The organism is Kitasatospora sp. NPDC057015 (genome assembly GCF_042673745.1).
Taxonomy (GTDB): domain Bacteria; phylum Actinomycetota; class Actinomycetes; order Streptomycetales; family Streptomycetaceae; genus Kitasatospora.
This window is the reverse complement of the sequence record NZ_JBHUSG010000041.1, coordinates 1-22,194: the sequence shown is the minus strand read 5'-3', so window position 1 is coordinate 22,194 and position 22,194 is coordinate 1. Positions and strand designations below refer to the sequence as shown.

Here is a 22,194-nt window from a genome sequence, read left to right as displayed (position 1 = left end):
TCACGAATCGGCCGAACCGTGCCGGCCGAGGGCGATCATCGCCTCGCCGTAGCCGCGGCTGTGGCCGTCCCGCAGGCTGGTGTTGACCTCGTTGGCCAGCTCGCTCTTCGGGTCGAGGTTGTTGTGCTCGGCCCAGCCGATCACCATCTGGGTGCCCTGGTTCAGGTTGGCGTCGTGGGAGCTGGAGGCCTCGCTGTTGGCCTTGTCGGCGGCCTCCTCCTTGACGCCGTCCGACCAGTTGCTGACGCCCAGGTCCACCAGGCCGCCCGCGACGTCGCCGACCACGGGGATGTAGCCGGTCGCCAGACCGCCGCCGCCGGAGACCAGCTCGCCGGTCTTGTCCGCCCACTCCTTCTTGTCGTCCCGCTCGTCCAGCAGGATGTCGCTCCTGATGGCGTCCAGGGTGCCGAGTGCGGAGCCGGACCGGTCGGTGGGGCCGGTGCGGTCGTGGTCCGGGCGGCCGGCGTCGGCCGGGATGTCCCCGATCACCTGGGCGGACTTGGCCTTCTCGGCCTCGTAGAGGGCGGCGTACGCCTCCGGGTCGTCCGAGACGCCGCGCATCACCCGGGTGAGCGAGGAGCTGTCGTCGGAGAGGTGGCCCTTGCCGCCCTCCTCCCAGGCGCCGTCCTTGTGCTTGGCCGAGCTGAGCTCCGCGCCGAGGATGTCGTGGGTGTCGTCGACGTAGTCGGTGAGCGCGCCGGCGATCGGCTTGCGGAGGTTCTCGGGGATCTCCTGGCCCTTGCTGTCCTGGTCGAGGGCGTCGATGGTGCCCTGCATGACCCGGGCCTGGGCCGGGGTGTGCCCGCCGCCGTTGTGCGCGGTGCCGGTGGGGTCGCCGGTGGTGGCGGCCTCCAGCGCGGCGCCGAGGCCGGCCCGCTGGAGCGGGTCGTCCATCTTCATGGGCGCGCTGAACAGCGGGTTCATGTAGTTCTCGGGCCACTTGCGGTCGCGCAGCAGGTAGTCGAGGCGGCCGTCGGCGCCGGGCGACTTGGGGTCCAGGAAGCTGGTGGCGGCCTCCGGGTCCTTGCCCATGATCTTGAGGACGCCGTCCAGCGGGTCGGTGACCAGGTCCTGGCGCTCGCCGTCGAACTGGTGGCTCCAGATCTGCGGGTGCTTCTTCTCGACGTCGATGATGTCGGCGCCCAGGTCGTTCAGGTACTCCTTCGAGTACTGCGCGTCGCCCTTGGACATCAGCGTGGCGAGGGTCTGGTACCCGTACACCGGGGAGGTGTTGCGGCCCAGGTTCTTGTCGCCGATGTCCTTCATGCCCTTGCGCCAGTCCTGGTAGAACTTGCTGTTCGGGTCACGGGTGGCGCCGGCGACGGTGTTGGCCAGGTTGGTCTGGAGCTGGCCGTAGCCCTCCTTGTTCTTGGCGTCCCGGTCGCCGCCGATCTTCTCCAGCTGGTCGGCGAGCTTCAGGGTGCCCTCGGGGCCGAGCGTGTTGAGCAGCGTCTGGCCGTACTGCGGGTTGTTCGCGTTGGCCTTCATCAGGTTGTTGAGCTCCGCGAGCTCACCCGGTTCGAGCTTGCCGTCCTTCTTGAGCTTCTCGGCCAGATCGGCCGCCCGGCGCCCGTCGGCGGCGTCGCCGCCCCCGATGGCCTGGCCGTTGAAGGTGTTGAACGGGTCGCCGATCTTGGCGGCGCGCTTCAGCGCGAGCACGGCCCGCTCGTCCGCCGCGGTCGCCTCGTTCAGCGCGGCGGTGATCTGCTGCGCCCACTTGGAGGCGGCGTCGTTGCGCTCCCGCATGTACTCCGGGTCGTGGTGCATGGCGTTGCGGGTCGCCGGGTCGAGCTGGCTGGTGTCGAACACGACCGAGCCGGTGCCGGTGACCTTCATGCCGTCGGCGGTGGCGTCCGCGGCCGCCGCCTTGAGCTTCTTCTGCGCGGCCTCGAAGTCCGCGTGGGCGTCGGCGATGATCGTCGAGACGGCCCTGGCCTCGGTCTGGGCGTCGATGGTCTGCTGCTTCGTCACCAGGACGTGCTGGTGGGCGGCGCTCGCGGCGCTGCCGAGCCACAGGCCCTGGCTGCCGGTGACGGTCAGCACCTCGTTCTCCAGGCGGTGCTGGACGCCTTCGTACTTCTTCGCCATCGACTCCCAGTCGGTGGCGGCGGTGGTGAGCGCGGACAGGTCCGCGTTGAGGACGTCCTCGTAGCCGAGCATGGTCAGCGCCCCCCGAACGACGTGGCGAGGGCACTGTCGATGCCGATGTAGTTGGTGTGGGTCTGGCGCATCATGCCGGCCTCCTGGCCGAGGCGGGTGTTCAGCGCCGAGACCTGCTCGTGCCACTCGGTCAGCGCCGAGCGGAGGGCGTTGGCGGTGTCCCAGCCGCTCAGCTTGGAGGCCGCGGCTCCGGTCGAGTCGTCCGCGGTCCTACCGGCTGCGGTGCTCTCGGTGGCGATGCTGTCCAGTGCCAGCGCCGCCTTGTCGACGGCGGTGGGTGCCACACTCGTCTGCCCCGCGTCTGGGTCAGCCATGAAATCTCCCCGAATTCATCACGCTTGACTGTCGGTCAACCGGCTCCGGGCCGGTTCTAGCGGGACGTTAGCACGCGTATACGAGCCACCCGGGTGGTGTCCGGATCAGGCCTCGGCCGGGGCGCAGGAGCCGATGGCGCGGCCCGCCTCGACCGAGGCGCGCCGGGCGTCGCCGGCCCGGACGGCTTCGAGGATCCCGTCGTGCCCCAGGTAGCGCTCCGGGACGAGTACCGGGCCGACGTCGTGCCGCAGGTGCGCCCGCATGACCTCGCCGAGGTCGGCGTACACGGCGGCCAGGACGTCGTTGTGGGCGGCGGCCACCACCGCCTGGTGGAAGGCGGCGTCGGCCTGGATGAAGTCCTCGGCGTCGCCGGAGGACCAGGCCTCCTCGCGCCGGGCCAGGGTGCTCTCCAGCAGGTCCAGGTCACGCTGGGTGCGCCGCTCCGCGGCGAGTCCGGCGGCGGAGGTCTCCAGGGTGGCGCGGAGCTCGGCGACCTGCTGCTGGTCGGCGTCGGCGAAGCGGCGGTGCATCACCCCGGCGAGTTCGCTGGTGGCCAGCACGTAGGTGCCCGAGCCCTGGCGGATGTCCAGCAGGCCGTTGTGGGCGAGTGCCCGGACGGCCTCGCGGACGGTGTTGCGGGCGACCCCCAGCTGCTCGACCAGGGCGGCCTCGGTGGGGATGCGCGAGCCCACGGGCCACTCGCCGGAGGTGATCTGGGTGCGCAGCTGCGCGATCACCTGGTCGGACAAGGGGGTGCGCCTCGGGGAGGACAGCGCCACGGGGGGCTCCTAGCGGGTAGGTCGGATCGGGCCATCATGCCAAGAACGGGCGGGTCGGGCCGGTGCGTGCCCGGCGGGCGGCGGCACCGTCCGCGGATGCGGGCGACCCCGCGGTGCGGAACCGGCGTGCGACCCGACCGTGCGGAACCAGCGTGCGTTAATTCATCCCATCATTCTATGATGTCGTCCATGTCCACCGCAGCAGACTCCACCGCAGACGCTCGGCCGCACGTCCGGACCGACCCGCCGACCGGCCCCCGGCCCGGCGGCGACACCCCCGCGGGGCGGCCCGCCCCGGCTCCCGCCCGGTACCTCGGTGCGCTGCTCGCGGTGGCGATCACCGCGGCGGCCTTCAACCTCCGGCCGGTGGTCACCAGCCTCGGCCCGCTGCTGAAGCAGGTCCAGGCGGACCTCGGCATGAGCGCCACCGTCACCGGACTGCTCACCGCCGTCCCCTCGCTCTGCTTCGCCGTCTTCGGCCTCGCCGCGCCCGCGCTGGCCCGCCGGATCGGCCCGATCGCGGTGGTCACGGCCGGCACCGGCGCCATCACCCTCGGCGTGCTGGCCCGCTCCTTCGCCGGCGGCACCGCGGTCTTCCTGCTGCTGACCGCCCTCGCGCTGGCCGGTGTGGCGGTCGCCAACGTGCTGATCCCGGTGGTGATCAAGCGGTACTTCCCGGAGCGGGTCGGGCCGATGATCGGCCTCTACTCCATGGCGCTCTCCGCCGGCACCGCGCTCGCGGCCGCCGTCACCGTGCCGCTGACCTCCGCGCTCGGCGGCAGCTGGCGGGTGGGCCTGGGCGTCTGGGCCGTCGCCGGGGCCCTCGCCCTGGTGCTCTGGCTGGTCACCCTGCTGCTGCGCCGGGAGCGCTCCGGCGGGGCCGCCGGCGCCGTCGAACGGCTGCCGATCACGCGCAGCCGGACGGCCTGGGCGCTGGCCTGCTTCTTCGGGCTCCAGGCCACCGGCGCGTACGTGACGATGGGCTGGATGCCGAAGATCTTCCAGGACGCCGGCATCTCCTCCTCCACCTCCGGGGTGCTGCTGGCGCTCACCATGGTGGTCGGCGTGCCGGTCTCCTTCGTCCTGCCGAACTGGGCCGCCCGGCGCGGTGACCAGCGGATCTTCGTGGTGGTACTGGCCGCCTGCGGGATCGCCGGCTACACCGGCCTGGCGCTGGCGCCAGCTGGGGCGCCCTGGGTCTGGGCCGCGCTGATGGGCCTGTCCAACTGCGCCTTCCCGCTGGTGCTCACCATGATCGGCCTGCGGGCCAGGACGCCCGGCGGGGTGGCGCAGCTCTCCGCCTTCGCGCAGGGGCTGGGCTACCTGATCTCCATCCCCGGCCCGATCCTGATCGGCAGCGTCTACGGTGCCACCGGCCAGTGGTACCTGCCGCTGGGCTTCCTGGCCCTGCTGCTGGTGCCGCAGATGGCCTTCGGCCTGCGGGCGGCGCTGCCCCGGCACATCGAGGACGAGGCCGTCCCTCCGGCCGTGCCCGCCGGGGCCTGAGCGCCCGCGCCGGGCCGTACCGTCCCCGCGGGCCGAGCGGCGCCGCGGGGTGTCCGGGTGGGGTCCGCTCGCGGGGGCCGGACCCGGCACGCGCGGGACGGGATGGCAGACTCGGGGCATGCCCGTACTCGAACCGAACCCCACCGACGGTCACAAGAAGCTCGCCCAGATCGCCGCCGTGATCGCCGGCATCGTCATCCTGCTGGCCGTGGTCGCGATCATCGCGAAGAACGTCGGCTGACCGGCCCGGCCGCTCGGGGCGCACTCCTGCGGGTGGTGCTGCCCGGAGCACCGCGCCCGGCGGCCGGTTTTCTGCCAAGCTTGCTGGGTATGAGCGCCGAAACGCCCCGCAGGATCATCGTTCTCCGCCACGCCAAGGCCGACTGGCCGAACCAGGTGGACGATCACGAGCGGCCGCTGGCCGACCGTGGCCGCCACCAGGCCCCGGACGCCGGCCGCTGGCTGGCCGACTCCGGCATCAACCCCGACTACGTGCTCTGCTCGACCGCCCTGCGCACCCGCGAGACCTGGAAGCTCGCCGTGCACGAGCTGCCCAGGCGACCGCAGAAGACGGTGTACGAGGACCGGGTCTACGAGGCCAGCCCCGGTGAGATCATCACCGTGCTGCAGGAGACCCCGGACGAGTACGCCGACGTGGTGCTCGTCGGGCACAACCCCGGTGTGCTGGGCCTGACCCAGGTGCTGGCGGGCGACGCCGGCGACCGCGAGGCGCTGGAGCGGCTGCGGCTCGGCGGGTTCCCGACCGCGGCGATCGCCGTGCTGGCCTTCACCGGCTCCTGGAAGGGCGTCGAGCCCGGGGTGGCCGAGCTGGTGTCGTACCACACGCCGCAGGACTGACTCGGAGGACGGACCGCGCGCCGGTCCGTCCCGTCCGCGATGGTCCGTCCCGTCCGTGATGGTCCGGGACGGGTCCGGGGGCGAGTGCGTCCGCGGCCCGGGCCCGGCGCGGGTACCGGCCAGGGAGCCGGGTGCGCCGACCAGAGTCGCAAAGGGGCGCGAGGAGAGATCCTCGCGCCCCTTTGTTATGCGCACTCCGCTTCCTGGCCCTGCGCTCCGCGGCGGGCCCGCCGGAGCGCCGCGCCCGCGACCTCACTCCGTCGGGGTGCCGTCCAGGGCGTCGGCCGCCTCGACCTCCTCGCGGGTGATCCCCAGCAGGTAGAGCACGGTGTCCAGGAAGGGCACGTTCACCGCGGTGTCGGCCGCCTGACGCACCACCGGCTTGGCGTTGAAGGCGACGCCGAGACCGGCCGCGTTCAGCATGTCCAGGTCGTTGGCGCCGTCGCCGATCGCCACCGTCTGCTCCAGCGGGACCTTCGCCTGCTCGGCGAACCGGGCCAGCCAGCGGGCCTTGCCGGCGCGGTCCACGATCTCGCCGGTGACCCGACCGGTGAACTTGCCGTCCTCCACCTCCAGGGTGTTGGCCGCCGCGAAGTCCAGTCCGAGCTGCTCCACCAGGTAGTCGGTGACCTGGGTGAAGCCGCCGGAGACGATCGCCACCTGGAACCCGAGCCGCTGCAGGGTGCGGATCAGGGTGCGGGCACCCGGCGTCAGCCGGACGTCCGCCCGGACCTTCTCCGTCACGCTCGCGTCGAGCCCCGCCAGCAGCGCCACCCGGGCGCGCAGCGACTCCTCGAAGTCCAGCTCGCCGGCCATCGCGGCGGCCGTCACCTCGGCGACCTCGGCCTCGCAGCCCGCGTGCGCGGCGAAGAGCTCGATCACCTCGTCCTGGATCAGGGTGGAGTCGACGTCCATCACGACCAGCCGCTTGGCCCGGCGCTGCAGCCCGGCCTGGACGACCGCGATGTCCACCCGCTGGGTGGCGGCCTCCAGCGCCAGCTCGGCCCGGAGCTCCTCGGTGGGCACACCGGAGACGGCCAGTTCGACCGCGGTCACGGGGTACTTGGCGAGCCGGAACACCCGGTCGATGTTGCCGCCGGCCGCGCTGATCCGGGAGGTGAGGGCGGCGACGGCGGAGGCGGTCAGGGGGTGGCCGAGCACGGTGACGTGCGAGCGGCCCTCGCGGCGGGGCCGGTTGTCACCGGTGCCGGAGATGATCTCGGCCTGGAGCTTGAGCTCCTCGGCCCAGTGGTGCACGGTGGCCCGGAGGGCTCCCTCGACGCCGGGCGAGCCGCCGGCCGGGGGAGTGATCAGGGCACAGAGAGTTATCCGGCCCCGGGTCACCATCTGCTCGATGTCGATCACATCGACGGCGAATTCGCCGAGTGTGGCGAACAGACCGGCGGTGATACCGGGGCGGTCCTTGCCGAACACCTTGACGAGCAGGGTGCGCTCGTCCTCGGTCCGGGGCTGCGGGCTGGGGGCGGGCTCAGCGGCCGGGGGCGATGCGTTCATGGTGGCTCCCACGCTACCCGTCGCGGACCGCGGCCAGGGCACCGGTCCGGACCGTGGACAGCACCCGCCGACCCCGCCGCGGGAGCTCCCGCCGGGCCCCCGCGCGGGCCCGGACGGCGGGGCGCGCGCTTCGACTCGGGGTCGTCCGCGAATCGTTGCCGCCTGGTCACAGTCACCAGGGGTGACTTTCGTCAACGGGCGGCGGGCTGGAATGATTCCCCCCGTCAGTTCAGGAACACAGACCCCCGCAGGGGGCCAAACCGGGGGACCGAGAGAGCGGGGCAGGCGCGCAGTGCCGCAACTCGTCATTGATATCAACGGGCAGCAGCGGACTCTGGAGCCGGGGAGGGCCTACACGATCGGGCGCAACCCGCAGTCGGACTTCCCCTTCGACGACGCCAGGATCTCCTGGCAGCACGCCACCATCTCCTTCAACGGCGCCGGCTGGCTGCTGGAGGACCACGGCAGCACCAACGGCACCTACGTCGGGGGCGCTCGCACCCTGCACGCTCAGCTGTTCCCCGGTGCGGTGGTCAACCTCGGCAACGGCGAGAACGGCCCCCGGCTGAGCTTCTCCGCGCCGGCCCAGGCCGCCGCCCCCGCCCAGGCCTGGCACGAGGCCGCCACCAGCCGGAGCGCCGCCGCGCCGGCCGCCCAGCCGTGGGCCCAGCAGCCCCCCGTCCAGCAGCCGCCCGTTCACCCGCAGCCCCCGGTCCACCAGCAGTGGAACACGCCGCAGCCGCCGGCCTTCCCGCAGCAGCAGGGCGTCCCGCCGCAGGCCGTCCCTCCGCAGGGGTTCCCGCCGAACCTCGCGGGCCCGCAGGGCCACGGCCCGCAGCCGACGATGATCCGCAACCTGACCTCGGGGATGCGCACCGTCCGGATCGGCCGTGCGCTGGACAACGACATCGTGGTGTCCGACCTCCAGGTCTCCCGCCACCACGCGGAGCTGCGCCAGCTGCCCGACGGCCGCTACGAGATCGTCGACCTCGGCAGCCACAACGGGATCTTCCTCAACGGCCAGCCGGTGCAGCGCCAGCTGATGGGGCCGCAGGACCGTCTGACCGTCGGCCACTCCAGCTTCGTCCTGGTCGGCGACCAGCTGCAGGAGTTCGTCGACACCGGCGCGGTCTCCTTCTCGGCCCGCCACCTGACCGTCGAGGTCGAGCACAAGGGCGCCAAGAAGATCCTGCTCAACGACGTCAGCTTCGGCGTCCCGGAGAAGTCCCTGGTCGCCGTCATCGGCCCGTCCGGCTCCGGCAAGTCGACCCTGCTGCGCGCGCTCACCGGCTACCGCCCGGCCGACCGCGGCGACGTCCTCTACGACGGCCGCAACCTCTACAAGCAGTTCGCCGAGCTGCGCTCGCGGATCGGTCTCGTCCCGCAGTCGGAGATCCTGCACAAGGAGCTCACCGTCCGGACCGCCCTGAAGTACGCGGCCCGGCTGCGCTTCCCCGGCGACACCGAGGCGGCCGAGCGCGAGCGCCGGATCGACGAGGTGCTGTACGAGCTGCGCCTGGACAAGCGCGCCGAGAACCGCATCACCGCCCTCTCCGGCGGTCAGCAGAAGCGCGTCTCGGTCGCCCTGGAGCTGCTCACCAAGCCCTCGCTGATCTTCTTGGACGAGCCCACCTCGGGCCTGGACCCGGGCATGGACCGCGAGGTCATGCAGATGCTGCGCGGCCTGGCCGACGACGGCCGCACCATCCTGGTGGTCACCCACTCGGTGGCCGAACTCGCGCTCTGCGACCGGCTGCTGGTGATGGCGCCGGGTGGCTCGGTGGCGTACTTCGGGCCGCCGGACGAGGCCCTGCACTTCTTCGGGTACGAGACCTGGGCGGACGTCTTCCAGGCCTTCGAGAACTACCCGGAGCACGACTGGGCCGGCCGCTACCGGGGCTCGGTGCACTACCAGCAGTACTCGGCCGACGCCGACTCGGTGGCCCCGCAGTCCGCCCAGATCGTGCAGCAGGCCATCCGTCCGCCGAAGCCGCAGAGCTGGGGATCCCAGCTGTGGACGCTGATCCGCCGCTACCTGTCGGTGATCGCCTCCGACAAGGGCTTCATGGCGCTGTCGATCCTGCTTCCGGCCATTCTCGGCGGGGTCAGCATCATGATCCCCGACACGGCCGGCCTGACGTACAAGCAGCTCCCCAACGGCAGGCTCGGCTTCAACAGCGGGGCCGCCACGATTCTGCTGATCATGGCGATCGGGGCCTGCTTCTCCGGGGCGGCCAACTCCGTCCGTGAGCTGATCAAGGAACGGGCGATCTACGAACGGGAACGGGCCACCGGCCTCTCCCGATCGGCGTACATGATGTCGAAGATCATCGTGCTCGGCTTCTTCAGCGTCGTGCAGGGCGCGATCATCGCCGCCGTCGGCTTCACCCCGCGCAGGCTGCCCGAGGAGGGGCTGATCCTGACCGGCCTGCCGGCCGTCGAGATGGCCGTCGGCCTGATCCTGCTCAGCTTCGCCTCGATGATGTTCGGCCTGATCATCTCCGCCCTGGTGAAGACCGCGGAGAAGACCATGCCGCTGCTGGTGATGTTCGCGATCATCCAGGTCGTCTTCACCGGCTGCCTCTTCCAGCTCTTCGGCAAGCCCGGCCTGGAGCAGTTCGCCTGGCTGATGCCCGCCCGCTGGGGCGTCGGCGCGGTGGCCACCACCCTCGACCTCTCGCACCTGATCGGGCCCTGGAACGGCAACCCGCAGAACCCGGAGTGGGACTCGATCTGGGGGCACAACGTCGGGCAGCTGGTCGCCGACTGGACGGTGCTGATCATCATCTCCGGCATCCTCGGCTACATCGTGACCCGCCTGCAGAAGCGCCACGAGCCCGAGGTCATGCGCAAGGGCTGAGCAACCCCGCTCCGTCCGCACGGGCGGCCCTCCCACCCCGGGAGGGCCGCCCGTCGGCGTTCCGGCCGCCCGGCCCCGCCCCACCCGGGCCGCCGAGCCGGCCCCCGCGCCGCCGGGCCGGGCCGAACGGCCTAGGTCCGTGGACCCGGGACCACGCGCCCGCGGACCGAGGCGGCGGCCCGCGGCCCGGCGGTAGGTTGGCGGTATGCCGCCCGAGCCCCGCGACACCGCCCCCGAGCCGCACCCCCGCGAGGAGCCGCACCCCCGCGGAGCCGCCGGCCCGGTCCGGTGCGACCCGTGCCTGGGCGGCATCGAGGCCGTCAGCACGGCCGTGCTCGCGATGAGCCGGCACCTGGAGGTGCGGGAGGTCCTGCGCCGGATCACCGCCTCCGCCCGCAGCCTGCTCGGCGCCGAGTACGCCGCCCTCGGCGTGCCCGACGACCACGGCGGCTTCGCCCAGTTCGTGGTGGACGGCATCACCGACGAGCAGTGGCGGGCGATCGGCCCGCTGCCCCGCCAGCACGGCGTGCTCGCCCTGATGCTGCACGAGTCCGGGCCCACCCGGCTCGCCGACGTCCGCGAGGAGCCGGCCTTCGGGGGCTGGCCGGCCGCGCACCCCGACATGAAGGCCTTCCTCGGGATGCCGATCCTCGACGCGGACGCCTCGGCCGGCGAGGACGCCGGCGGGACGCCGGAGGTGATGGGTGTCATCTTCCTCGCCAACAAGAGCGCCGGCGGCGGCTTCACCGACCACGACGAGGAGCTGCTGCGCATCCTCGCCGCGCACGCCGCCATCGCCCTCAGCAACGCCCGGCTGTACGAGCGCAGCCGCGAGCTCACGCTGGCCGGCGAACGCGCCCGGATCGCCCACGACCTGCACGACGCCGTCTCGCAGAAGCTGTTCTCGCTGCGGCTGACCGCCAAGGCCGCCGCCACCCTGGTCGACCGCGACCCGGACCGGGCCCGCGCCGAACTCGCCGAGGTCGCCAGGCTCGCCGCCGAGGCCGCCGACGAACTGCGCGCGGTCGTCGTCGAGCTGCGCCCGGCCGCGCTGGAGGAGGACGGCCTGGTCGCCACCCTCGCCTCCCAGGTGCAGGTGCTCGACCGCGCGCACACCGCCGAGGTCTCCTTCGACGCGGACGGGGTCCGGGCGCTGCCCGGCGCCCAGGAGGCGGCGGTGCTCAGGGTGGCCCAGGAGGCCCTGCACAACGCCCTGCGGCACTCCGGCGCCGCCCGGGTCGTGGTCACCCTCACCGGCACCCCGGCCCGGGGAGCCGTGCTGCGCGTCACCGACGACGGGCGGGGCTTCGACCCGGAGTCCGTCCGCCGGGCCGGGCGCCACCTCGGCCTGGTCTCGATGCGCGACCGCGCGGCCGCCGTCGGCGGCCGGCTCACCCTGGAGTCGGCCCCCGGCAAGGGGACGGCCGTGGAACTGGAGGTCCCCGGTGCCTGAGAACCCGCCGATCCGCGTCCTCCTGGTGGACGACCACCAGGTGGTCCGCCGCGGCCTGCGGACGTTCCTGGAGGTCCAGGACGACATCGAGGTGGTCGGCGAGGCCGCCGACGGCGCCGAGGGCGTCGCGAAGACCCAGGAGCTCACTCCGGACGTCGTGCTGATGGACCTCAAGATGCCCGGCGTGGACGGCATCGAGGCCCTGCGGATGCTCAAGGACGCCGGCAGCCGGGCCCGGATCCTCATCGTCACCAGCTTCACCGAGCACCGCACGATGGTCCCCGCCCTGCGCGCGGGCGCCGCCGGCTACGTCTACAAGGACGTCGACCCGGAGGCGCTGGCCGGTGCCATCCGCTCGGTGCACTCCGGCCACGTGCTGCTCCAGCCCGAACTGGCCGAGGCGCTGCTCTCGGACGACGCCCCGCGCGCCCCGCAGGGCCGGGGCGGCACCCTGACGGAGCGCGAGCGCGAGGTGCTCGGCCACATCGCGGACGGCCGCTCCAACCGCGAGATCGCCCGCGGGCTGCACCTGTCGGAGAAGACGGTCAAGACGCACGTCTCCAACATCCTGATGAAGCTGGACGTCGCCGACCGCACCCAGGCCGCCCTCTGGGCCGTCCGCAACGGCGCGGCCCGCGACCGCTGAGACCGGCCCCGGCCGGCCGATCTCCGTCCGACGGCCGGTCTCCGCCCGCCGGCCACGGGCCGGCGACCCCCGACGCCCCGGGGCCCCGCCCGCCGCACGTCCCCCGGGCGACGGGCGGGCGACGGCGGGTCAGCCCGAGCGCTCGTCCACCAGCGCGTTGTACGCGGCGACCTGTGCCCGCCGGGCGGTCCGCCGCAGCGGGGCGAGCGCGGCCTGGCGGGCCGCCATCTCGGAGGCGCTGACCGCCGCGCCGTGCCCGCCGGAGGCGATCGACAGCAGCGCCGACACCTGCCGGGCCGACTCCAGCACCCGTACCGCCCGCGGCGGGTACCCGGGCGCCAGCAGCTCGGCGTGCCCGCGCCGCCGGTACGCCTCCAGCGCCCGCAGTGCCTCCGGGCCGGCCCCGGCGACGTCCAGCCGGGCCAGCAGCAGGGTGGTCTCCCGCAGGCCGTCCGCGAGCTCGCGCTCGGCCTCGTGCAGCGAGGGGACGTCGGCCGGCGGGGCCTCGCCCACCGCGGAGCAGCGCCACAGCACGGTGACCGCCTGGTCGCCGACCGGCCCGAAGGTCTCCACCTCGGGGATCAGCCCGAGCGGGCGGCCCACCGCCAGCACGGCCTCGCCGGCGCCCATCGCCCGGGCGTTGAAATCGGCGGGCCCGGTCAGCCCCAGCGGGTGGCCGGCCGCGGGCAGCGCCAGCCGCAGCCCGGTCACCCCGAGCACCCGCAGCCGTCCGAGCGCCCAGGTCAGTCCGTGCTGCTCGCCCTCGGCGTCGCCGGGCAGGCCGGTCACGCGGTGGGTCTCGTCCCGGCCCAGGACGGCCGTGGCGGCGTTGTCCGGCGGTGCGAATCCGCTCAGCAGGGCGTTGCCCCAGGCGGTCAGCCGCCCTGATCGGGGCTCTTCGTACGGATTGTCGGCAGGAGTCACGAGCATCCGGCCAGCCTACGGAAAGTTGCGACACCCGGGTGGCGTAGGTTTGCCCTGTGCTGCGAGCGCGGCACCTCCTCCGTACCTGACCCGGTGCTGGAGTAGGCTGCCCGCCCGCACCGCTGTCGAGACGAGTGGACCGCACCCCGAGGACCCACGGCCAAGACTTCCTTGGGCAGCCTCGGTCGGCCGAAATTCTGCATTGGGGAAGGCGTAGGCATGAGCGACGTGCTGGAGCTGGTGGACGTTTCCGTGGTCCGGGAGGGCCGCGAGCTGGTCGACCAGGTCTCCTGGTCGATCTCCGAGGGCGAGCGCTGGGTCATCCTCGGCCCCAACGGCGCCGGGAAGACCACCCTGCTGCAGATCGCCTCGACCTACCTCTTCCCGAGCAGCGGCAAGGTCACCGTGCTCGGCGAGAAGCTCGGCGAGGTGGACGTCTTCGAGCTGCGGGCCCGGATCGGGCTGGCCGGAGCGTCCATGATCGACCGGCTGCCCGCGGAGCAGACCGTCCTGCAGACGGTGCTCACCGCCGCGTACGGCATGACGGCCACCTGGCACGAGAAGTACGAGGACACCGACGAGTCCCGGGCGCTGGCCCTGCTCGACCGGCTCGGCATGGCCGGTTTCACCCACCGCAAGTTCGGCACCCTCTCCGAGGGCGAGCGCAAGCGCACGCTCATCGCCCGCGGCCTGATGACCGACCCGGAGCTGCTGCTGCTGGACGAGCCGGCCGCCGGCCTGGACCTCGGTGGCCGCGAGGACCTGGTCCGCCGCCTCGGCGCGCTGGCCCAGGACGAGTTCGCCCCCGCGATGGTGATGGTGACCCACCACGTCGAGGAGATCGCGCCCGGCTTCACCCACGTCCTGATGATCCGCCAGGGCAAGGTGCTCACCGCGGGTCCGATCGACAGCGAGCTGACCGCCCGCAACCTCTCGCTCTGCTTCGGCCTGCCGCTGACCCTGGAGCGGCACGGCGACCGCTGGTCCGCCCAGGGGCTGCCGCTCGGCTGACCCCGGCCCCGGTCGGCCCGGCCGCTCCCTGGCACCCGTCGGTCCCGGTGCCCGTCGGTCCCGGACCCCGCCGCCGGCCCCACCCCGCCGGGCACCCGGCGCGGGCGGGCCGCGGCCACCCGGCGGCGTTCCGGGCAGGTTCGGACCGGGGGCGGACGACAACGATCAGGTCCTGAACTCCACTGAACTCCAACCGGTCGTGCCCGCGGCCGGTTTCCGCCCGTCCACCTGCGGGAACCTTCCGCCTCGAAGCCCTTCGCTCCCTAGGATGGACACGTGGACAGCTGGATCTGGTGGCTCCTCGCCGCCGTCGGCCTCGGTATACCGCTGGTGATCACGGCGATGCCGGAGTTCGCCATGTTCGCGGTCGGAGCCGGCGCGGCCGCCGGCGTCGCGGGGCTGGGGGCCGGCATCGTCTGGCAGGTCCTCACATTCGTCGCGGTCTCGACCGCGCTGCTCGTCGTCGTGCGGCCCATCGCATACCGGCAGCTGAAGAACGGTCCGCAGGTCAAGATGGGCATCGAGGCGCTGCAGGGCGCCACCGCGGTCGTCGCGGAAACAGTCGACGGGGAGGGCGGGCGGATCAAGCTGAACGGCGAGGTCTGGTCGGCCCGCGCGCTCAACCCCGGCAGTGTGTACCAGCCGGGACAGCAGGTCGACGTCGTCGAAATCCAGGGCGCGACCGCCCTGGTCGTCTAGGGGAGAGTCCGTGGAACCCGTCCTTATCGTCCTGGTCGTCCTGGTCGTGGTGGCCTTCATCGCGCTGATCAAGACGATCCAGGTGATCCCGCAGGCCAGCGCCGCCATCGTGGAGCGCTTCGGCCGCTACACCCGGACGCTGAACGCGGGCCTCAACATCGTCGTCCCGTTCATCGACCGGGTCCGCAACCGGATCGACCTGCGCGAGCAGGTCGTGCCCTTCCCGCCGCAGCCGGTGATCACCCAGGACAACCTGGTGGTCAACATCGACACGGTGATCTACTACCAGGTCACCGACGCCCGCGCCGCCACCTACGAGGTCGCCAGCTACATCCAGGCGATCGAGCAGCTGGTCATCACCACGCTGCGCAACATCATCGGCTCGATGGACCTCGAATCCACCCTGACCTCCCGCGAGGTCATCAACGCCGGTCTGCGCGGCGTCCTGGACGAGGCCACCGGCAAGTGGGGCATCCGCGTCAACCGCGTCGAGCTCAAGGCGATCGACCCGCCGACCTCCATCCAGGACTCGATGGAGAAGCAGATGCGCGCCGACCGCGACAAGCGCGCCTCCATCCTCACCGCCGAGGGCGCCCGGCAGGCCGCGATCCTGCGGGCCGAGGGCGAGAAGCAGGCCGACGTCCTCAAGGCCGAGGGCGAGGCGCAGGCCGCCGTGCTGCGCGCCGACGGTGAGGCCGCGGCCATCCGGACGGTCTTCGAGGCCATCCACGACGGCAACCCCGACCAGAAGCTGCTGGCGTACCAGTACCTGCAGACCCTGCCCGAGCTCGCCAAGGGCGACGCCAACAAGCTCTGGATCATCCCGAGCGAGGTCGGCGACGCGCTCAAGGGTCTCGGCGGCGCCTTCACCGGTCTGACCGGCGCCAACGGCTCCGGGGCGCCGGCCGCGGCCGCCCCGCCGGCCACCCAGGTCCCGCTGGACCCGGCGGCCGGCCCCCGCCCGGTCGACACCGACAAGGGCGCGGCCCGCCCCCGGATCGACCGGACCCGCGAGTACCCCACGCTCGACCCCGAGTGAGGGCGGGGCGCTCCGCCGCCCGCCCGACCGGCACCTGACGCATCGTCGAGGGCCCGCCTCCACCGAGGCGGGCCCTCGGGCGTTCCGCATCCTGGGCGGGGCTGGGCAGCCCGGCCCCGGCCAGGGCATGATCATGCCCTGACAGGACCGAGCAGAGGAGTGGCGGATGACCGTCTGGGAGGCCGTGGCCGTCCTGGTCGCGGGAGTCGGCGCGGGCGCGATCAACGCGATCGTCGGATCCGGCACCCTGATCACCTTCCCGGTCCTGCTGGCGGTGGGCCTGCCGCCGGTCACCGCCAACGTCTCCAACACGCTGGGCCTGGTGCCCGGCAGCATCAGCGGCGTGGTCGGCTACCGGCGCGAACTCGTCGGCCAGGGGCGCCGACTGCGGCGCCTCGGCACCGCCTCGCTGTTCGGCGGCCTGCTCGGCGCCGTCCTGCTGGTGAAACTGCCCGGCCAGGCCTTCGACGCCATCGTCCCCGTCCTCATCCTGCTGGCCCTGGTGCTGGTCGTGATCCAGCCCCGGGTGGCGCGTGCGGTGGCCGCGCGGCGCCCCGAGGGAGGCGACCCGGACGGCGGCCCGCTGCTCCTGGCCGGGGTGTTCCTGACCGGGATCTACGGCGGCTACTTCGGCGCGGCCCAGGGCGTCCTGCTGATCGCCCTGATGGGCATGCTGCTGCAGGACGAGATGCAGCGGCTCAACGCGGTCAAGAACGGCCTGGCGCTGATCGTGAACGCCGTGGCCGCGGTGTTCTTCCTCTTCACCTCCACCATCGACTGGACGGCCGTGCTGCTCATCGCGGCCGGATCGGTGGTCGGGGGCCAGATCGGCGCCAAGGTCGGACGGCGGCTGCCGGCGCCGGTGCTGCGCGCGGTCATCGTGGTCGTCGGCCTGGCGGCCGTCACCAAACTGCTCATCAGCTGACCCCCGGTGGGCGGACGCGTCCCACGGCCCTGGAAATGCGCGAGAACTGCGAACGCTGCGAGGTGTCGCTCACCCCCGGCGGCGCCGCCTTCCTATGCTCCTACGAGTGCACCTCCTGTCCGGAATGCACCGAGGCGATGGCCGGCACCTGCCCCGACTGCGGGGGCGAACTGGTGGCCCGTCCCCGCCGGACGACCTGACCCCACCGGCACCCGGGAGTGGACCGATGAGCAGAGCGCGACTGACCGAGGACGAGATCACCACGGGCCTCACCGGCCTCTCGCAGTGGTCGCGGGTGGGCGACACCATCGTCCGGACCGCCGACGCCAGGGACTTCCCCGCCGCGATCCGGGTGGTGGTCGCGGTCGCGGAGGCCGCGGAGGAACTGGACCACCACCCGGACATCGACATCCGCTGGCGCACCCTCCACTTCGCCCTCTCCACCCACAGCGCCGGCGGCCTCACCGCCCTGGACCTGACCCTCGCCGCCCGCATCGACGACGCCCTCCGGGCCGAGGCGCCGGACGCCTGACCGGCCCGTCCGCGGGCGCCGCCCTCGCCGAAAGGCCCTCACGGCACCTCCACGCCGGGCGGAGCGGTCCGCTCCGCCCGGCGTGAGATGCTGACTGCCGCATCGCAGAGCGCCGGGAGGGACGAACACATGGCTCAGGACCTTCCCCCCTCCGGTCCGGAGCACTTCGCCGGCGCCGGCGGCCGGCCGCCCTTCGGAAGCGACCCGCGGCAGCCCTGGGAGTACGGCCAGGAGCCCGCCGCCGACGTCCCGTTCCCGCCCGGGCAGCAGTGGCAGGAGTCGATCCCCGCGCCGCGCGTCCCCGAGGAGTACCCCGGCGGGTACCGGCCGCAGGCCGCCGCCCAGGACCACGGCGCGTACACCCCGAACGGCTACGCCGAGTCCCCGTACGGTCAGTCCGCCTACGGGCAGTCCCCGTACGGTCGGACCCCCGGTGGTCAGGGCGCCTACGGTCAGGAGGCGTACGGCCAGGCCCCCTTCGGGCAGGACGCGTACGCGCCGGACGGCTACCCGCAGGACCGGCACACCGCGCCCGGGTACGCCGGGACGGAGTACGCCAGCGGCCGGTACCTCGGTGACGTCCAGGGCGGGCAGGCACCGTACGACCCGACCTCCTACACCCCGCAGGGCGGCTACGACCAGCAGTCGGTGTACGCGCCGCAGTCTCCGTACGGGGAGCCCGAACCGTACGCCCAGCAGGACGGACCGTCCCAGCAGCTGTACGCGCCGGCCGGCACCGAGCAGTCCCAGGACGGCTACGTCCCCTACGAGTCCCTTCACTACGACCCGGTCGAGCCCGACACCGCGGCCGGGAGCGCCGCCGACGCCGAGGAGGCGACGGCCGGTCCGGTCCGCGCCGCGACCAACGGCGGCGCGGAGGGTGACGGTGCGGACGGTGTCCGGTCGAGCGGGCCCGCCGGCGGCACCCGCACCTCCCTGGTGGACCGGGCCCGGTCCGCAGCCGGCGCGGTGGTCTCCGCCGACCACGCACCCGGCCGCCGGGCGCTGGCGATCCGGTCCGGGGCCGGCGTCGCAGCCCTCGGCGTGCTGCTCGCCGCCGGCCTGATGGTGAGCGGTGAGAGCGGTGGCGACCGCACGTCCGCCGGCAGCTCCGCGGAGAAGGGCTTCACCGTCGCCCACACCAAGGCGTGGGCCGCCGAACCCGCCGCCGCCGCGCAGCCCGGCGCGGACGACACACTGCTGGGCAGCTGGCTGCTCGGCGAAGCCGTCGTCCGGGCGCAGAGCACCGGCGTGCAGGCCTACGACCTCACGTCCGGCAAGCCCACCTGGTCGGTGGAGCCGCCCGTCGCCGGCGCCGTGCCCTGCGGACTCTCGCCGTCCGTCAACGCCGCCGGACTCGGCGCGGCGCTGTTCCGGCCCCAGGCCGATCCGAACGCCCCCTGCACCCTGGTGGTCGCCGTCGACACCAAGGCCGGGAAGGCCGCCTGGACGAAGACCCTCTCCGACGCCAAGGAGAAGTACGGCGCCCGGATAGGCGTCACCGAGGACAAGGTGATCGCGATCGGCGACGACAAGGCGGTCGCCTGGCAGTCCGCCGACGGCGCGGACGTCTGGCAGTACACCGGACAGGGCAAGTTCTGCACGCTCGCGGGCGGCGTCGAGGGCAAGACCGTCGTGCTGCACAGCAGCTGCGCCGACTCCACCCCGGTCGACCAGGCCGTCTCGCTGCACACCGCCGACGGCAAGGTGGGCTGGTGGCGCGGCCTGAACAACCGGCCGAGGACGGTCACCGTGCTCTCCGCCGAGCCCGCCGTGGTGGCCACCACGGGCGAGAAGCCGGCCGACGACCGGGTCTTCGCCTGGGGCGCCGAGGGCGACCCGGCCACCGAGATCCCGGTCGTCGCCGACGACACCCGGATCGACGTGGTGCACGGCAGCTTTTCGGCCACTCCGGGGATGTACTTCCAGGACCACACGATGGCCGTCACCCTGACCCCGGTGGCGGGCGGCCCGGTCAGCGTCGCCGCCTACGACCTCACCACCGGCAAGCAGCTGTGGAAGGCCCCGACCGCGGAGAAGGGCAAGGTCCGGGCCGTCGGCCTGGACAACGGCGCCCTGCTGCTGGCCGCGGACGAGCGGCTCGGCCAGCCCGCCCGGCTCAGCCGTTTCGCCCTGTCGGGCGGCGACGAGACGGTGGGCGGCAACTTCCCCCAGGGCACCGGGTCCCTGCTGATCGCCGGGCGGGTGCTGATCGGCGGCGGCAAGGTGATCGCCGTTCCCGAGCACTCCTCGACCTTCGGGGTGGCCTCCGCCTACCAGGCCAAGGGTTGATCCCCGCTCCGGCGGCCCTCCCCGGGGTCGCGTAGCCCGGCACCGCCGCCGGCGCGGCGGAGCCGGTGGGCCGGCCGGTCCCCCGATCGGGCCGGCCCACCGACGTCCCACACACCGCCGGTGCCGAGGGCACCGGCGGATCCTCAGGCCGCCGCGGTCATCGACGCGGTCGGCGGCAGCCAGGCGGCCAGCTCGCGGATGTCCGAGCCGCCCAGCCCCAGCGCCAGCATCAGGGTGGCCTGCGGAGTCGGTTCGAAGGGCCTGCGGAGCAGCCGCATCCCCGCCTGCTCCGGCGTCCGGTCCGCCTTGCGCTGGTTGTCCTCCGCACAGGCGGCCACGGTGTTCAGCCAGCTGTCGGCCCCGCCGCGGGACTTCGGCTGCAGGTGGTCGACCGTGGTCGCCCGGCGCCCGCAGTAGGCGCACAGGTGCTGGTCACGGACCAGCACCCCCCGACGCGACCACGGCGCCCGTTGTCGGAACGGCACCCGGACGTACCGCTGGAGCCTGATCACCCGTGGCACCGGAACGCTCACTCCCGTACCGCGGACCGTGCGCAGCGGATGGGCGTGTTCGACGACCGCCTTGTCCTGCAGGACCAGCACCACGGCCCGCTGCAACGACACCGTCGTCAGCGGCTCGTAGCTCGCATTGAGCACCAGCGTGTTGCGCACCTCGGCCACCTCCCTGCGGGCGTGCCAAGGCGGCACGACCGGCTCCTCACACGTCACTGCCGCCGCACGGCGGTGGGACCACTGTGAACGGGCCCGGGGCCGACGAACAACGGAATTTCCGGTGTCGGCCCGGCCGCGCGCGGGGGCCGGACGCCGCCGGGGCGAAAACCCGCCGGCCCCGACCGCGTACCCTCTACAACGCTGGAGCCGTACCGTCCCCGGGCCCGATCGAACTGGGCCCGTCCCGGGGCCGGGCGCCCGATCGAAGGAGAAGCGTGACCGTGACGGACATCGTCGACGAGCTGCGGTGGCGTGGGCTGATCGCCCTGTCAACCGACGAGGACGCACTGCGCAAGGCGTTCGCGGACGGCCCGGTCACGTTCTATTGCGGCTTCGACCCGACGGCCCCGAGCCTGCACCTCGGCAACCTGGTGCAGATCCTCACCATGCGCCGGATCCAGCAGGCCGGGAACCTGCCGCTCGGCCTGGTCGGCGGCGCCACCGGCCTGATCGGCGACCCCAAGCCCACCGCGGAGCGGGTGCTCAACGACCCGGAGACGGTGGCCGCCTGGGTGGACCGCCTGCGTGGCCAGATCTCGCGCTTCCTCGACTTCGACGGGCCGTACGCCGCGCGCATGGTCAACAACCTGGACTGGACCTCCGGGATGTCGGCGATCAGCCTGCTGCGCGACGTCGGCAAGTACTTCCGGGTCAACAACATGATCGCCAAGGAGGCCGTCGCCCGCCGGCTCAACTCCGACGCGGGCATCAGCTACACCGAGTTCAGCTACCAGATCCTTCAGGGGATGGACTACCTGGAGCTCAACCGCCGGCACGGTTGCACCCTGCAGACCGGCGGCAGCGACCAGTGGGGCAACCTCACCGCCGGCACGGACCTGATCCGCAAGGCCGAGGGCAAGTCGGTGCACGCGCTGGCCACCCCGCTGATCGTGAAGGCCGACGGCACCAAGTTCGGAAAGACCGAGAGTGGCACGGTCTGGCTCGACCCCGAGCTCACCACGCCGTACGCCTTCTACCAGTTCTGGCTGAACGCGGACGACCGGGACGTCTCCACCTTCCTGCGGATCTTCAGCTTCCGCTCGAAGGAGGAGATCGAGGAGCTGGAGCGCGAGACCGCCGAGCGGCCGGCCGCCCGCCTCGCCCAGCGTGCGCTGGCCGAGGAGCTGACCTCGCTGGTGCACGGCGCCGACCAGTACGAGCGTGCGGTGGCCGCGTCCAAGGCCCTCTTCGGCCAGGGCGACCTCGCCGACCTGGAGGCCGCCACCCTGGCGGCGGCCCTCGCGGAGGTCCCGAAGGCCGAGGTCACCGAGCTGCTCCCGATCGTCGACCTGCTGGTCGCCGTCGGCCTGGCCCCGAGCCGCTCCGCGGCCCGCCGCACGGTGAAGGAGGGCGGCGCGTACCTCAACAACACCAAGGTGTCGGACGAGGAGGCGGTGCCGGCCGTGGCGGACCTGCTGCACGGCCGCTGGCTGGTGCTGCGGCGCGGAAAGCGCAACCTGGCCGCCGTTGAGTTGACGTCAGAAGGCTGAAAACAGCCGCTCGTTGACCTGCGTCTTTGAGCCCTGGGGGCCGGATCCGGACGGATCCGGCCCCCACGTGTTTGACGCGGCCGGATGCGTGGCCTAGTGTTGGACGAGTCGCCTGAACCGGGCGGGTGAGCGGGTCGGCCCCTGTGGCTGGACCGAACCGACCGGAGCGACCAGCACATCAAGCACGTACCTACTCTTCACTCGGCTCCCATTCATTTGGGTGCGCTTCGGCGTGGCGCCGGGCGAAGAAACGGTGAATTTCGGACCAGTCCGGAAATGCGCTAATGTGGGGGTCGCCGCAGAAAAGCGGACCTGGCTGGCCAGGGTTGGAAAAGTGAAACTCCGGAAAACGGAGCGGAACGGATCTGATAAGCTGGAAACACGAAAGAACGAAGCGCCCGGAGAGTTCACGAGAGTGGCTCGAAGGAAGTGTCCGTTCCTTGAGAACTCAACAGCGTG

General features: G+C 72.9%; 20 protein-coding genes. 14 read left to right on the top strand and 6 right to left on the bottom strand.

The window, feature by feature from the left end; genetic code table 11:
• The 3 genes from ACFTWP_RS30280 to ACFTWP_RS30270 form a co-directional block, all read right to left on the bottom strand.
• Complete coding sequence (locus ACFTWP_RS30280) at positions 1–2,160, bottom strand: DUF6571 family protein (protein WP_380268120.1); 2,160 nt, start codon at positions 2,158–2,160, stop codon at positions 1–3.
• A 2-nt stretch (positions 2,161–2,162) separates the two neighbouring features.
• A complete protein-coding gene (locus tag ACFTWP_RS30275) occupies positions 2,163–2,474 on the bottom strand; it encodes a hypothetical protein (protein ID WP_380268119.1) in 312 nt (103 codons plus the stop codon).
• Between the two features lie 105 nt (positions 2,475–2,579).
• Positions 2,580–3,254, bottom strand: coding sequence for a FadR/GntR family transcriptional regulator (locus tag ACFTWP_RS30270; RefSeq protein WP_380268118.1), 675 nt, complete (start codon positions 3,252–3,254; stop codon positions 2,580–2,582).
• A gap of 189 nt (positions 3,255–3,443) precedes the next feature.
• Here ACFTWP_RS30270 and ACFTWP_RS30265 point away from each other — a divergent pair, with 189 nt between their 5' ends.
• The 3 genes from ACFTWP_RS30265 (at position 3,444) to ACFTWP_RS30255 (ending at position 5,618) form a co-directional block, all read left to right on the top strand.
• A complete protein-coding gene (locus ACFTWP_RS30265) occupies positions 3,444–4,760 on the top strand; it encodes a CynX/NimT family MFS transporter (RefSeq protein ID WP_380268117.1) in 1,317 nt (438 codons plus the stop codon).
• 118 nt (positions 4,761–4,878) lie between these two features.
• Complete coding sequence (locus tag ACFTWP_RS30260; protein WP_380268116.1) at positions 4,879–5,001, top strand: SGM_5486 family transporter-associated protein; 123 nt, start codon at positions 4,879–4,881, stop codon at positions 4,999–5,001.
• A gap of 89 nt (positions 5,002–5,090) precedes the next feature.
• On the top strand, positions 5,091–5,618 hold the full coding sequence (locus ACFTWP_RS30255; RefSeq protein ID WP_380268115.1) for a SixA phosphatase family protein: 528 nt from the start codon (positions 5,091–5,093) through the stop codon (positions 5,616–5,618).
• 252 nt (positions 5,619–5,870) lie between these two features.
• Here the strand turns inward: ACFTWP_RS30255 and serB are convergent, their stop codons facing one another.
• Positions 5,871–7,133 (bottom strand): phosphoserine phosphatase SerB, encoded by a 1,263-nt coding sequence (gene serB, locus ACFTWP_RS30250; protein ID WP_380268114.1) that lies wholly within the window; start codon positions 7,131–7,133, stop codon positions 5,871–5,873.
• A gap of 292 nt (positions 7,134–7,425) precedes the next feature.
• On the opposite strand from serB, the gene ACFTWP_RS30245 reads away from it, so the two are divergent.
• The 3 genes from ACFTWP_RS30245 to ACFTWP_RS30235 all read left to right on the top strand — a co-directional run bounded on the left by ACFTWP_RS30245 (position 7,426) and on the right by ACFTWP_RS30235 (position 12,092).
• Positions 7,426–9,993, top strand: a complete 2,568-nt coding sequence (locus ACFTWP_RS30245) for an FHA domain-containing protein (protein WP_380268113.1) — start codon at positions 7,426–7,428, stop codon at positions 9,991–9,993.
• A gap of 340 nt (positions 9,994–10,333) precedes the next feature.
• The gene (locus tag ACFTWP_RS30240; protein WP_380268187.1) at positions 10,334–11,446 is read left to right on the top strand and encodes a GAF domain-containing sensor histidine kinase; all 1,113 of its coding nucleotides are present in this window, start codon (positions 10,334–10,336) and stop codon (positions 11,444–11,446) included.
• Positions 11,439–12,092 carry a response regulator gene (locus ACFTWP_RS30235; protein WP_380268112.1) on the top strand — a complete coding sequence of 218 codons (654 nt, stop codon included), beginning with the start codon at positions 11,439–11,441 and terminating at the stop codon, positions 12,090–12,092. Before ACFTWP_RS30240 ends, ACFTWP_RS30235 begins: the two co-directional genes overlap by 8 nt.
• Before the next feature lie 129 nt (positions 12,093–12,221).
• Here the strand turns inward: ACFTWP_RS30235 and ACFTWP_RS30230 are convergent, their stop codons facing one another.
• The gene (locus ACFTWP_RS30230) at positions 12,222–13,022 is read right to left on the bottom strand and encodes a hypothetical protein (protein ID WP_380268111.1); all 801 of its coding nucleotides are present in this window, start codon (positions 13,020–13,022) and stop codon (positions 12,222–12,224) included.
• A 213-nt stretch (positions 13,023–13,235) separates the two neighbouring features.
• On the opposite strand from ACFTWP_RS30230, the gene ACFTWP_RS30225 reads away from it, so the two are divergent.
• The 7 genes from ACFTWP_RS30225 to ACFTWP_RS30195 all read left to right on the top strand — a co-directional run bounded on the left by ACFTWP_RS30225 (position 13,236) and on the right by ACFTWP_RS30195 (position 19,514).
• Positions 13,236–14,027 carry an ABC transporter ATP-binding protein gene (locus ACFTWP_RS30225; protein WP_380268110.1) on the top strand — a complete coding sequence of 264 codons (792 nt, stop codon included), beginning with the start codon at positions 13,236–13,238 and terminating at the stop codon, positions 14,025–14,027.
• A gap of 276 nt (positions 14,028–14,303) precedes the next feature.
• On the top strand, positions 14,304–14,726 hold the full coding sequence (locus ACFTWP_RS30220) for an NfeD family protein (RefSeq protein WP_380268109.1): 423 nt from the start codon (positions 14,304–14,306) through the stop codon (positions 14,724–14,726).
• Between the two features lie 10 nt (positions 14,727–14,736).
• Entirely contained in the window at positions 14,737–15,765 is a 1,029-nt protein-coding gene (locus ACFTWP_RS30215) for an SPFH domain-containing protein (protein WP_380268108.1), read from the top strand.
• A gap of 166 nt (positions 15,766–15,931) precedes the next feature.
• The gene (locus tag ACFTWP_RS30210; RefSeq protein ID WP_380268107.1) at positions 15,932–16,690 is read left to right on the top strand and encodes a sulfite exporter TauE/SafE family protein; all 759 of its coding nucleotides are present in this window, start codon (positions 15,932–15,934) and stop codon (positions 16,688–16,690) included.
• Positions 16,691–16,725: 35 nt separating this feature from the next.
• Positions 16,726–16,890 carry a DUF1272 domain-containing protein gene (locus tag ACFTWP_RS30205; protein WP_380268106.1) on the top strand — a complete coding sequence of 55 codons (165 nt, stop codon included), beginning with the start codon at positions 16,726–16,728 and terminating at the stop codon, positions 16,888–16,890.
• Between the two features lie 26 nt (positions 16,891–16,916).
• Positions 16,917–17,222, top strand: coding sequence for a 4a-hydroxytetrahydrobiopterin dehydratase (locus ACFTWP_RS30200; RefSeq protein WP_380268105.1), 306 nt, complete (start codon positions 16,917–16,919; stop codon positions 17,220–17,222).
• Between the two features lie 129 nt (positions 17,223–17,351).
• Positions 17,352–19,514 carry a PQQ-binding-like beta-propeller repeat protein gene (locus tag ACFTWP_RS30195; protein WP_380268104.1) on the top strand — a complete coding sequence of 721 codons (2,163 nt, stop codon included), beginning with the start codon at positions 17,352–17,354 and terminating at the stop codon, positions 19,512–19,514.
• Positions 19,515–19,657: 143 nt separating this feature from the next.
• Here ACFTWP_RS30195 and ACFTWP_RS30190 read toward each other — a convergent pair whose 3' ends face one another.
• On the bottom strand, positions 19,658–20,185 hold the full coding sequence (locus tag ACFTWP_RS30190) for an HNH endonuclease (RefSeq protein ID WP_380268186.1): 528 nt from the start codon (positions 20,183–20,185) through the stop codon (positions 19,658–19,660).
• Positions 20,186–20,466: 281 nt separating this feature from the next.
• On the opposite strand from ACFTWP_RS30190, the gene tyrS reads away from it, so the two are divergent.
• Positions 20,467–21,735, top strand: coding sequence for a tyrosine--tRNA ligase (tyrS, locus tag ACFTWP_RS30185; RefSeq protein WP_380268185.1), 1,269 nt, complete (start codon positions 20,467–20,469; stop codon positions 21,733–21,735).
• Positions 21,736–22,194: the final 459 nt, after the last annotated feature.